The 13536-nt window shown below is 63.0% G+C and carries 4 protein-coding genes; 2 read left to right on the top strand and 2 right to left on the bottom strand.

Going from position 1 to position 13536, the window contains the following annotated elements; translation table 11 throughout:
- Window position 1: 1 nt before the first annotated feature.
- A complete protein-coding gene (locus BLS51_RS29565; RefSeq protein WP_139168783.1) occupies window positions 2-9646 on the bottom strand; it encodes a DUF4214 domain-containing protein in 9645 nt (3214 codons plus the stop codon).
- A gap of 150 nt (window positions 9647-9796) precedes the next feature.
- On the bottom strand, window positions 9797-10888 hold the full coding sequence (gene ychF / locus BLS51_RS24330; RefSeq protein WP_090190347.1) for a redox-regulated ATPase YchF: 1092 nt from the start codon (window positions 10886-10888) through the stop codon (window positions 9797-9799).
- A gap of 164 nt (window positions 10889-11052) precedes the next feature.
- Here ychF and BLS51_RS24335 point away from each other — a divergent pair, with 164 nt between their 5' ends.
- Together BLS51_RS24335 and BLS51_RS24340 are read left to right on the top strand one after the other, a co-directional pair.
- Window positions 11053-11484 carry an acyl-CoA thioesterase gene (locus BLS51_RS24335; RefSeq protein ID WP_373994357.1) on the top strand — a complete coding sequence of 144 codons (432 nt, stop codon included), beginning with the start codon at window positions 11053-11055 and terminating at the stop codon, window positions 11482-11484.
- A gap of 35 nt (window positions 11485-11519) precedes the next feature.
- On the top strand, window positions 11520-13334 hold the full coding sequence (locus BLS51_RS24340; protein ID WP_090190351.1) for a DUF885 domain-containing protein: 1815 nt from the start codon (window positions 11520-11522) through the stop codon (window positions 13332-13334).
- Window positions 13335-13536 lie beyond the last annotated feature (202 nt).

The following is a 13536-nucleotide window of genomic DNA, read 5'->3' on the forward strand; positions in this document are numbered from 1 at the left end:
CTCAGGCGACGAAGCTGTAGTCGTCCAGGTTGGCGGTCGGCGTGCCGGTCAACACCGCCACCTGCGTCAGCTCGGCGGCCGACACCAGCGCGTCATTATTGGCGGCGACAAAGCGGTACAGCACCGTGGCGCTGTTGGTCGCCACCGCAAACAAGGCCGTGCTGCCAACACCATACTCGGAATCGGCGCTGCCGATGATGGCCGCCGCATTCGCCGCCGAAGCGGTGCTCATGCGTTGCGTGAACAGCACCAGTTCAGAACTATTGCTGAAACCACCCGGCGTCGCGTGCACCTGCGCGGCATCAATCGTGGTATCGCCATTGCCGATATCGAACGCCGCCATGCTGAACTGCACGTGATCGGTGCCGGACACGAAATCGGTCACCGTATCGCCGCCCGTCAGGTTGCCGAACACAAAGGTATCGTTGCCCGCGCCGCCGGTCAGTTTGTCGGCACCCGCGCCGCCGCGCAGCACGTTGGCCAGCTCATTGCCGATGCCGGTGAAAGCCGCGCTGCCGGTGTACAGCAGGTTTTCCACATTTGCCCCCAGCGTGTAGCTGGCCAGTGCGGTTTCCACCGTGTCGGTGCCGCCACCTGCCAGTTCCACCACCTTATCACCGGCGCCCACCACATAGGTGTCGTCGCCATTGCCTCCCGTAAGCGTGTTGGCGGCGGCGTTGCCGACCAGGCGGTTGTCCAGATTGTTGCCGGTCAGGTTGATGGCGGCGCTGGAAACGATCACCGCATTTTCCACGTAGTCCGGCAGCACATAGGTCGCCGCGCCGGCGTAGGCAACGTTGACGGTATCGATGCCGCCACCCGCCGCCTCATGAATGACGTCGCCTGCCACATCGACGGTGTAGACGTCGTTACCGGCGCCGCCCGTCATGTCGTCGGCGCCGCCCAGGCCGTTGATGTAGTCGTTGCCGTCCGTGCCCAGCAGGACGTCGTTGCCGCTGCTGGCGACATTGCTCTTGAAGTAGTCCGGCGTGACCATGCCGATATCGTTGAACATCAGCGATTCGATGTTGCGCAGCGTCACGCTGTTGCCCAGTTGATCGGTCAGCACCAGGTCGGTGGCGTTCGGCCGTGCGACCGTGTAGCTGGATGCATGGTCGCGCATGTACACCACGTCGTTGCCGGCGCCGCCGTCCACCGTGTCGTTGCCGGCGGTGACCTGAATCACGTCATTGCCGGCGCCGCCCAGCAGGCTGTCGTTGCCTACGGAGCCAATCAGCGTGTCATTGCCGGCGCCGCCGTCCAGCGTGCCGCCATTGCCGTTGTTGATGAGGGCGTTGTCCAGCGCATTGCCGGTGCCCTTGAAGCTGCCGCTGCCGGTGTAGCTCATGTCCTCGACGTTGGCGGACAGGGTGTAGGAGGCGGCAGTGACCAGTACCAGGTCGTGACCTTCGTCCAACAGTTCGGTCACCACATCGCCGCTGTCGGCGACGTAATACAGATCGTCGTCGGCGCCTCCAACCAGTGTGTCGTTGCCGGCGCCGCCATCCAGCGTATCCATGCCGGCGCCACCGCGCAGCACGTTGGCAGCAGCGTTGCCGATCAATTCATTGTTCAGGCTGTTACCGGTGATGTTGACCGCCGCTGTCGACACGATGATGGCGCGCTCCACATTTTCCGGCAACACATAGGTGCCCGCGCTGGTCAGCGCCAGCCGCACCTCGTCCTGTCCATAGCCAGGCAACTCGATCACTTTGTCGTTAAGGCTGTCAACCATATACACATCGTCGCCGCCCAGTCCTTCCATGGTATCGGCGCCAGCGCCGCCGTCGAGCGTGTCGTTGCTGTAGCTGCCGACCAGATGGTCGCCGCCCACGCTCGGGACGTTTTCCTGCACCTCCGCCAGCGTCCGCTGGCTATCGGCAAAATACAGCATCTCGACGTTGCGCAAGGTGATGATGTTGCCATCGGCATCGGTCAGCACCGTGTCGGTGGCGTTCGGCCTGCTGACGGTGTAGCTGTTGAACGCCGCCAGGCCATAGACCGCATCGTTGCCTACGCCGCCATCGATGGTGTCCTTGCCGCCGCCGGTGATGAAGTCATCGTCACCGGCGCCGCCTTGCAGGCTGTCGTTGCCGGCGCTGCCGACCAGCGTATCGTTGCCGGCGCCGCCATCCAGCTTGGCGCCGCTGCTGTATTCCGCCTGCAGCAAGTTGTCGGCGCTGTTGCCGGTGCCGGTGAAGGCGCCGGTGCCGTAGTAGAAGAGTATTTCCACATTGGCGCCCAGCGTGTAGCTGGCCAGCGAGGTGGAGACGGCATCGATGCCCTCGTCGGCGCGTTCCGAGACCACGTCGCCAGCCTCGGTGACAAAGTACAGGTCATTGCCGAGGCCACCGGCCATGCTGTCGTTGCCGGCGCCGCCAGACAAGGAGTCGTCGCCCCAGCCGCCGCTCAAATTGTTGTTGGCGCTGTTGCCGGTGATGTAGTTGTCTTCTTCGTTGCCGACCACATTCACTGCGGCGGAGCCGGTGATCAGCACGTCCTCCAGAAACGCCGCCATGGTGTAAGTGCCAGCTGCGGTGAACGCCAGCTCGGCCGTGTCGTGGCCGCCGAGGAATCCTTCGGCCACCGTGTCCCCCGGCGCCGACAGCATGTAGTAGTCATCGCCGTCACCGCCAATCAGCAAATCGTTGCCAGGGCCGCCGTCGAGGATGTCGTTGCCGGACGAGCCGTAAACCGTATCGTTGCCGGTACCAACGCTTCCCCCTTTCAGCTGCGCCAGCGTGAGCAAGGTGCCGTTGAAGTTGAACAGTTCCACGTTGCGTATGGTAATCGTTTGGCCGGCATAGTTGCGCAGCACGATGTCGCTATCGTTGATGCGGATCGGCATGTAATACGCGTAGTCGCCAAGGCCGGTCAGTTCGTCGTAGCCGGCACCGCCATCGATGGTGTCGAGGCCGTCGGTGGCGCTGAACAAGTCGTCGCCCAGGCCGCCCTGCAAGCTGTCGTTGCCGGCGCCGCCGACCAGGAAATCGTCGCCCGCCCCGCCGTCCAGCACGGAACCGCCATTGCCGGCAATAATCAGGTTGGCCATGGCGTTGCCGGTGCCACTGAATTTTCCGCCGCCGGCGTACAACAGGATTTCCACGTTGACCGGCAGCGTATAGCTGGCCAGCGTGGTTCGCACCGTGTCCACGCCCTCGTTGGCCAGCTCGGTGACGAGGTCACCGCTATCGGTGACGATATACCAGTCATCACCGCTGCCGCCGACCAGCTTGTCGGCGCCGGCGCCGCCATCCAGCGTATCGTTGCCGGCGCCACCGGTCAGGGTATTGGCTGCAGCATTGCCGATCAGCAGGTTGCTCAGATCGTTGCCGGTCAGGTTGACCGCGACGCCAGCCGCTGCAGTCACCGTCGCGTTCTCGACCTGCTCGCTCAGCGTGTAGGTACCGGCGCTGGTCAGCGCCACCAGCGCCGTGTCGTCACCGACGCCACCCGCCACTTCGTCAATCACATCGCCGACGTTGTCGATCAGATAGGTATCGCCGCCATCGCCGCCGCTCAGGGTGTCGGCGCCGGCGCCGCCATCCAGCGTATCGTCGCCGGCGGTGCCGTACAAATGATCGGCGCCAGGGCTGGCGACATTGAACACCAGGTCGTCCGCCTGCACGGAGATGTCGGCAAAGCCAAACCACTCGATGTTGCTTACCGTTAACACATTGCCAGCCTTGTCGGTCAACTGGATATCGGTAGCGCCCGGACGGCTGATACTGTAGTCAAGGCGATTGCCGAGGCCAAGCAGCACATCGGCACCGGCACCGCCATCGATGCTATCCTTGCCGCCGCTGGCATTCAGCACATCATCGCCCAGGCCGCCTTGCAGGCTGTCATTGCCGCTGCCGCCGAACAGCGTATCGTTGCCAGCGCCGCCATCCAGCCGGGCACCGCCATCGCCGCCGCTGATCACGTTGGCAATGGCGTTACCGGTGCCGGTGAACGCAGTCTTGCCGGTATAGCGCAAGTCCTCCACATTGGCAGCCAGCGTGTAGCTGGCCAGCCCGGTACGCACGGTGTCGTGGCCTTCGTCGGCCAGCTCCACCACGACATCGCTGGCATCGGCGACGATGTAGACGTCGTCGCCGGTGCCGCCGACCAGTTTATCGTTGCCGGCGCCGCCGTCCAGCGTATCGTGGCCATCGCCGCCGTTCAGTGTGTTGGCGGCGGCATTGCCGGTCAGGACATTGTCCAGCCAGTTGCCGTTCAGGTTGACCGCCACGCCGGCAGCCGAAGTCACTGTGCCGTTCTCGACGAAATCAGCCAGCGTGTAGGTGCCGGCGGCGCTCAGCGCCACCTGCACATGGTCGATGCCTTCGCCATCGCCTTCGACAATCTGGTCGCCGGCATTGTCGACGATATAGGTGTCGTCACCGCCGTAGCCGGTCATGGTATCGGCGCCGGCCTGTCCGTTGATGGTGTCATTGTCAGCGCTGCCATACAGCTTGTCGTTGCCGGGGCTGACCAGGTTGTACTGCAGGTCGTCCAGCGGCCGGGCGCCATCGGCAAACACGAACGATTCGACGTTGCGCACCGTCAGCACATTGCCGGCCTTGTCGGTCAGCACCAGGTCGGTGGCGTTGGGACGGGCGAAGCTGTAGTCGGCAAAATTGCCGGCCAGCTGTAGCACATCGTCGTCGGCGCCGCCGTCCACGGTATCCTTGCCGGTGGCGGCGTACAGCGTGTCGGCGCCGGCGCCGCCCAGCAAACTGTCGTTGCCGATGCCGCCGGTCAGCACATCGTTGCCGGCGCCGCCGTCCAGCTTGTTGCCGCCCTGGCCGCCGGTGATGACGTTGTCCAGCGCATTGCCGGTGCCGGTGAACGCGGCGGTACCGGTGTAGCGCAGGTTTTCGACGTTGGCGGTCAGCGTGTAGCTGGCCAGCCCGGTCTGCACGCTGTCGCTGCCGCTGTCGGCGCTTTCAGTGACGACGTCGCCGGCATTGTCGACGAGGTACAGATCATCGCCCTGGCCGCCCAGCAGCCTGTCGGCGCCGGCGCCGCCATCCAGCGTATCGTTGCCCTCACCGCCGTTCAGCGTATTGGCGGCGGCATTGCCGATGAGGACATTGTCCATCCAGTTGCCGCTCAGGTTGACCGCTACGCTGGCGGCAGCGGTGACGGTGGCGTTTTCCACGCCGTCCGTCAGCTGGTAGGTGCCGGCGGTAGTGTAGGCCACTTGCACCAGATCGATGCCGCCGTCACCACCTTCGTGCACCTCGTCGCCGACGTTGTCGACCACATAGGTGTCGTCGCCACCCCCGCCGCTCATGGTGTCAGCGCCCTGGCCACCGTTCAGCGTATCGTTGCCGTCCGTGCCTTGCAGCACGTCATTGGCGACGCTGGCGACGTTCAGTTGCAGATCCGCCAGCAACTTGTCGGTGTCGGCAAAGGCGAACCACTCGATATTGCGCACCGTGATGGTGTTGCCGGCCTTGTCGGTCAGTACCGTGTCGGTGGCGTTCGGACGGCTGAAACTGTAATCGGCAAAATTGCCGAGGCCACGCAACACATCGGTGTCACCGGCGCCGCCGTCCAGGGTGTCCTTGCCGGCGCTGCCGTAGAAAGTATCGTTGCCGAGACCGCCCTGCAAGCTGTCGTTGCCGTTGCCGCCGACCAGCGTGTCGTTGCCGGCGCCGCCATCCAGACGGGCGCCGCCGTCGCCGCCGTTGAGGACATTGTCGAGTGCGTTGCCGCTGCCGCTGAAGGCGCCCTTTCCGGCATAGCTCAGGTTCTCCAGATTGGCGCCCAGCGTGTAACTGGCCAGCGTGGTGCGCACCGTGTCCGTGCCTTCGTCGGCTTTTTCCGTCACCGTATCGCCGCTTTCAGCGACCAGGTAGACATCGTCGCCGGCGCCGCCGATCAACTTGTCGGCACCGGCGCCGCCGTCCAGCGTATCGTTGCCGTCGCCGCCGGTCAGGATGTTGGCGGCCGCATTGCCGGCGATGTTGTTGTCCATCCAGTTGCCGGTCACATTGACGGCAACCGTGGCGGCGGCGGTGATGATGGCGTCTTCCACGCCGTCGTCCAGCACATAGGTGCCCGCCGTGCCCAGCGCCACCTTGGCCAGATCCCAGCCGCTGCCTTGCTCGACGATGCGGTCGCCGACGTTGTCGACAATGTAGACGTCGTCGCCCAGGCCGCCGTACAGGGTGTCGGCCCCGGCGCCGCCATCCAGCGTGTCATTGCCGTCGCTGCCGTGCAACTCGTCATTGGCGATGCTGGCGATGTTGTACTGCGTTTGCGCCAGATCCTTGGCGCCGTCGGCGAACACAAAGCTCTCCACATTGCGCACGGTCAGCACATTGCCGGCCTTGTCGGTCAGCAGCGTGTCGCTGCCGTTCGGGCGCGTGATGGTGTAGTCGCCGTAATTGCCCAGTCCCTCCAGCCGGTCGGCGCCGGCGCCACCGTCGATGGTGTCCTTGCCGGTGCCGGCGCTCAGCACATCATCGCCGAGGCCGCCTTGCAGGCTGTCGTTGCCGGCGCCGCCGCTCAGCGTATCGTTGCCGGCACCGCCATCGAGCTTGTTGCCAGCGCTGCCGCCAGTGATGGCGTTGTCCTGCGCATTGCCGGTGCCGGTAAATGCGGCGCTGCCGGTGTAGCGCAGGTTCTCGACGTTGGCTGTCAGCGTATAGGCGGCCAGGCTGGTATGAACGGTATCGATGCCCTCGCCCACGCTTTCGGTGACGACATCGCCGGCATCCGCCACGATGTAGAGGTCATCGCCGCTGCCGCCCAGCAGCTTGTCGGCGCCCGCGCCGCCATCCAGCGTATCGTTGCCGGCGCCGCCGGTCAGCGTGTTGGCAGCAGCGTTACCGGTCAGCAGGTTGTTCAGCGCATTGCCGGTCAGATTATTGGCGATGGTGGCAGCAGCCGTGATCGTGCCGCTTTCCACGTTGTCGCCCAGTACGTAGGTGCCGCCGGCAGCCAGCGCCACCTGCGCCAGGTCCGTGCCCTCGCCGTCCAGTTCCTTGATGACGTCGCCGGCGTTGTCGACGATGTAGGTATCGTTGCCCTGGCCACCGGCCAGAGTGTCGGCGCCAAGGCCACCGTTCAGCATATCGTCGCCATCGCCACCGTACAGCTTGTCATTGCCGACGCTGGCGATGTTGTATTGCAGATCGTCCAGTGTCTTGATGCCGTCCGCGAAGACAAAGCTTTCGACGCCGCGCACGGTGATCACATTGCCGGCCTTATCGGTCAATACTGTGTCAGTGGCGTTAGGGCGCGTGAAGGTGTAGTCGGAAAACTTGCCCAGGCCTTGCAGCACATCGGCGCCATCGCCGCCGTCGATGGTGTCCTTGCCCACCGCGCCGACAAAGGTGTCGTTGCCCACGCCGCCCGTCAGGCTGTCAGCGCCGCTGCCGCCGATCAGGCTGTCGTTGCCGGCGCCACCATCGAGCTTGTTGCCGGCATTGCCGCCGTCAATCACGTTGTCCAGCGCGTTGCCGGTGGCGGTGAAGGCAGCCAGGCCTTCGTACTCCAGGTTCTCAACGTTGGCGCTCAGCGTGTAGCTGGCCAGCTTGGTGCGTACGGTGTCGATGCCTTCGTTGGCAAGCTCGGTGACTGTGTCACCAGTCTCGTTGACGATGTAGACATCATCACCCAGTCCGCCGATAAGTTTGTCACTGCCAGCGCCGCCATCGAGCGTGTCGTTACCGGCGCCGCCGGTCAGCGTGTTGGCTGCGCCGTTGCCGGTCAGGACGTTGTTCTGCGCATTGCCGGTCAGGTTGACGGCAATGGTGTTGGCGGAGGTCACAATGGCGTCTTCGACATTGTCACCCAGCGTATAGGTGCCGACTGCGGTCAGCGCCACTTGCGCCGAGTCCATGCCTTCGCCGTCCAGTTCCTTGATGACGTCGCCGACGTTGTCGATGATGTAGGTATCGTCGCCTTTGCCGCCGCTCAGGGTGTCGGCGCCGGCACCGCCATTCAGCATATCGTTACCGCTGGTGCCAGTGAGGATGTCATTGAATGGGCTGGCGATGTTACCCTGCACATCAACCAAGGTCTTGACGCCGTCAGTGAATTCGAAGGATTCCACATTTCGCACCGTGGTCACGTTGCCAGACTTGTCAGTCAGCACGATATCGGTGGCGTTAGGACGAGTGACCGTGTAGTCGCCAAACTTGCCCAGGTCTTGCAACACGTCAGCGCCGTCGCCACCGTCGATGGTGTCCTTGCCGATGGCGCCGACAAATGTGTCATTGCCCAGACCGCCCACCAGGCTATCAGCGCCATTGCCGCCAGTCAGGCTGTCGTTGCCGGCGCCGCCGTCGATCTTGTTGCCGGCATTGCCGCCGTTGATCATATTATTCAGCGCGTTGCCTGTACCGGTAAATGCCGCCGAACCGATGTACACCAGGTTGTCGACATTGGCGCCCAGCGTATAGCTGGCCAGCGTGGTGCCGACGACGTCGGTGCCCTCGTTGAGCAATTCGGTGACCGTGTCGCCGCTGTCGGTGACGATGTAAGTATCGTCGCCAGTGCCGCCAATCAGCTTGTCAGCGCCGCTGCCGCCGTCCAGCGTATCGTTGCCGGCGCCACCGGTCAGCGTATTGGCTGCGCCATTGCCGGTCAACACATTGTCCAGCGCATTGCCGGTCAAGTTTACGGCGATGTTGGCCGCCGACGTGACCGTTGCATTCTCAACGTTGGCCGCCAGCGTATAGCTTCCCGCCGTCGTGAAGGCGACATTGACCAGGTCTGTGCCCTCGCCGGCGTTTTCGACGACGACGTCGCCAGCCACATTGACCAGATAGGTATCGTTGCCCGTGCCGCCAGTCAGGGTATCCGCGCCGGTACTTCCCTTGAGCACATCGTCGCCCGAGGCGACCACGTTGCTGATCACCGATTCATGCGAGCCAATTCCATCAATGTAACTGGCGATGACCGTGATCGGCTTGCCGATCTGCGCCTCCGTCAGCGTGAAAGCGTTGCCTATGGCGCCAGCGATGTTGATGCCAGCCGCCTGCCACTGATAACTGACCGTGCCGAGACCGTCAACATCCGCCAGGGTATGGGAAACAGTCAGCGTCTGACCGGCGCTCGCCGTACCGGTGACGATGACCGCGCCGGTTGGCAGATGATCGATCGGCGCTCCCGTCACCTGCGCCACGGTGGCTGGCAATACCGCCAGCGCGTCTGCCAGCGAGGCGCTATCCACGACGGATGTGATGTAAGCCTTGGCAAGCTGCGCAGCCGTCGCACCGCTGTAGCCGGCTATTTCAGCGCCAGTATCCAGGGCAGCCGTAAACGCTTCTGCTGCCGCTACTTTACTTTCCAATGCCAACAGGTCGCCGCCTTGCGAGGCTGCAGCGATGATATCCAGGACCTGTCCAATCGTGAGATCGCCGTTCTCCAGCTGGTGCGACCAGTAGGTCAGCCCCGCCATCTCTGCGTGCCTGCCAAACAGGTTGACATAGAGTTGATCGACCGCCGCGATGGTCGACATGCCGGTGACTGCCGAGGTGAATTCCGCCGATTCAGAGAACACTTTTTTAATTGCAGCCAATCCGGCGTCACCATCTTGCTCCAGCACGCCGGCCCAGTAATCCAGACCAGCGGGCTCAGCCGGGCGGCCAAAATATTCAACGTAAAGTTTCTGTACTTGCCACGCGTTGCTGTTGGTCGCCATGCTGTTCCCGAAGTTTGGTAATTATTGGATTGTTATAATATATTGACAATAATATTATCATTTCCAACAAGCAATAGGCAATACGAAACTGCAAGCAATAGCAATAAAAAACCCCGCGAACTGCGGGGCTGGGCATGGAGGGGATCGATCTCAGACGTTGAACAGGAAATTCAGCACGTCGCCATCCTTGACGACATATTCCTTGCCCTCGGCGCGCATCTTGCCGGCTTCCTTGGCGCCGGACTCACCCTTGTACTGGATGTAATCGTCATAGGCGATGGTTTGGGCGCGGATGAAGCCGCGTTCGAAGTCGGTGTGGATGACGCCGGCCGCTTGGGGCGCGGTGTCGCCGATCTTGATGGTCCAGGCGCGCACTTCCTTGACGCCGGCGGTGAAGTAGGTTTGCAGACCCAGCAGCTTGTAGGCGGCGCGGATCAGGCGATCCAGGCCAGGCTCTTGCATGCCCATGTCGGCCAGGAAGGCGCTCTTGTCGGCATCGTCCAGGTCGGCGATTTCCGCTTCAATCGACGCGCAGATAGCGACGATCGGCGCGTTCTGGGTAGCAGCATAGGCGGTCAGCTGGTCCAGCAGCGGATTGTTGGTGAAGCCGCTATCGGACACGTTGGCCACATACATGGCTGGCTTCGCAGTGATCAGGCACAGCGGCTTGATCAGCGCCAGCTCGTCGGCGTCCAGGCCCATGGCGCGCACCGGCTTGGCTTCGTTCAGGTGCGGCACGATGCGCTCCATGATGGCCAGCAGCTTGGCGGCATCCTTGTCACCGGACCGGGCTTTCTTGTTTTCACGGTGGATGGCTTTTTCGACGGTGCCGAGGTCGGCCAGCGCCAGCTCGGTCTGGATCACTTCGATATCGTCCAGCGGGCTGACCTTGCCGGCCACGTGGATCACGTTGTCGTCTTCGAAGCAGCGCACCACGTTGACGATGGCATCGGTTTCGCGGATGTGCGACAGGAACTGGTTGCCCAGGCCCTCGCCCTGCGACGCGCCAGCCACCAGACCGGCGATGTCGACGAATTCGACGATGGCGTTGACCATGCGCTCAGGCTTGACGATGTCAGCCAGCGCGGCCATGCGCGGGTCCGGCACTTCGACCACGCCGACGTTCGGCTCGATGGTGCAGAACGGATAGTTTTCAGCCGGGATGCCGGCTTTGGTCAGGGCGTTGAACAGGGTGGACTTGCCGACGTTAGGCAAGCCGACGATGCCGCATTGGAGACTCATGGAAAAACCTTTAAATTATCAATATTGCCGGCAAGCGGCTGGTGAAAACGGCCCCTCGGGGGCGTTTTTGGATATTCTTGCTATTTCTCGCTGATGACAGCGTTCAAGGCTCCATTGTACCGCCCTTGCCCCCACTCTTCAAAAAAACAGGAGACAGCATGACCATGCGCGACGCCAGCCGGGACCAGTTCCGCCACTTTCTAAGCATCCCCACGCGGTGGATGGACAACGATATTTATGGCCATGTCAATAATGTTGTCTATTACTCCTACTTCGACACGGCGGTGAACCAGTTCCTGATCGAAGCGGGCGTGCTGGACATCCACAAGGGCGCGGTGGTCGGCTTTGTGGTCGACAGCGGCTGCGCCTACTTCGCGCCGATTGCCTTCCCGGACGTAGTGCACGCCGGCATCCGCGTGGCCAAACTGGGCACCGCCAGCGTGCGCTACGAAATCGCGCTATACCGCAACAACGACCCGTTGCCGGCCGCCGCCGGCCACTTCGTCCACGTCTACGTCGAACGCGCAAGCAACCGCTCGGTGCCGATACCGGAGGCAGTGCGCGCAGTGCTTGCCGATTTGCAGTCACTTGTTTGATACTAGACGCTTTCGCCACCACCTCAGGAAAACTTATGTTCCGTCTGCGTACTTCCGTTCTGATTGCCAGCCTGATGCTGGCGGGTACTTATACGCTGCCGGTGCAGGCGGTGCCGGTCGCGACGAACGCCAAGGCGAGCGCAGCGCAGAAGCAGCTGGCAAAACTGGCGGCGGCGTTCCACACGGCGCGCTGCAAGTTCGATCCGCTGCTGTTTGCCACCGCAAACGGCGACAGCCGCTACAACGATCAGCTCGGCCTGGCGATTTCGCCCAAGGTGCGCGCCGAGCAATTCACACTGTACCGCGCCTTGCAAAAGCAGCTGATGAGCGTGCACCGCGATCAGCTGGGAGCGCAGGATCAGCTGACCTACGATCTGCTGGCCTATGAACTGAACAACGCCATGCAGCTGGAGTCTTTCCCCGAGCACCTGCTGCCGCTGAACCAGTTCGATAACGTGCCAAGCACGCTGGCCAACTACGCCGGCGGCACCGGCTCGCAACCGCTGGACACCGTCAAGCAGCAGCAGGATTACCTGAGCCGCCTGAACCAGCTACCGCGCTGGATCGACCAGGCCATCGCCAACATGAAGGAAGGCATGCGCAGCGGCGTGGTGCAGCCGAAGGCGATCACCGTGGCGATGCTGCCGCAGTTCCAGAATCTGCGCGCGGCATCGCCGGAAACCAGCATCTACTATTCGCCGGCGACGCGCTTCCCGGCATCGTTTTCGGAAGCCGATAAAAAGCGCCTCAGCGCCGCCTACCTCAAGGTGGTGAGTACCGGCATCGCGCCGGCCTTGACGCGACTGGTCAACTTCCTGCAGAACGAATACCTGCCGGCCAGCCGCGGCAGCACCGGCTGGAGCGCGCTGCCGAACGGCACCGCCTGGTATGCCGCGCGCATCAAGGACAGCACCAACCTGCCTTTGGCCGCCGATGAAGTCCATGCGCTCGGCCTGAAGGAAGTCGCGCGCATCCAGCAGCAACTGACCGCGCTCGGCCCCAAGCTGGGTTATGAGGGGCCGGAGAAGCAACTGCCGCAATGGATGCGTGAGCAGACCCGGTTCAACATCTTCGGCAGCGACGAGCAGGTGCTGGATGCCTATCGCGCCATCTACGTGCAGGTACAAGCCAAGCTGCCGACCTACTTCAGCCTGATCCCGAAAGCGAAGCTGGAATTGCACCTTGAGCCCGAGCTGACGCGCGCCACCGCCTCCGACCACTACACGCCGCCGGCCGCCGACGGCTCGCATCCGGGCGTATTCTGGCCGGTGGTCAACGATCCGAAGAAATACAGCCGGGTCGACATGGTCAGCCTGTTCCTGCACGAAGGCATCCCCGGCCACCACCTGCATGCGGCCTTGCTGAAGGAGGTGGATTTGCCGGACTTCCGCAAGTTCAGCACCGAAAATCCGAACAGCGCCGCCTACACCGAAGGCTGGGCGCTGTATTCGGAAACGCTGGGTCGCGAGCTGGGGATGTATGACGATCCGGTCGCCTACTACGGTCACCTGAACGCCGAACTGCTGCGCGCCGCGCGGCTGGTGGTCGACACCGGCATGCACGCCAGGGGCTGGTCGCGCGAACAGGCGATCACCTACCTGGCCGACACGCTGGGCTGGCCCGAAGCGCGCGCCCGCAACCAGATCGAGCGCTACATGGTGTGGCCGGCGCAGGCGCTGAGCTACAAGATCGGCTCGCTGAAAATCCTCGAACTGCGCGCACGGGCGCAGCAAGCGCTGGGCGACAGGTTCAGCTACCAGAAATTCCACGAAGTCGTGATCGGCGACGGCACGCTACCGCTGCCCATCCTCGAACAGCGCGTCGACCGATGGATCGCCACCGCCAAGTAACCGTCCGGGGTCAGTTCTGCCAAACGTACACGGCCTCAACCGCGATGCGGTTGAGGCCGTGTACGTTTGGCAGAACTGACCCCGGTTTTCGAGTATGGCATAAAAAAGGCTCTTCACGGATTACCGGGAAACGCGGCTTTGATCTTCAGGAAAAAGAAGTCGGAGTCGCGGTAGCCATAGGCCATCCGTTTCATTACCTTGA

It is taken from the genome of Duganella sp. OV510, assembly GCF_900100205.1.
GTDB lineage: Bacteria > Pseudomonadota > Gammaproteobacteria > Burkholderiales > Burkholderiaceae_D > Rugamonas.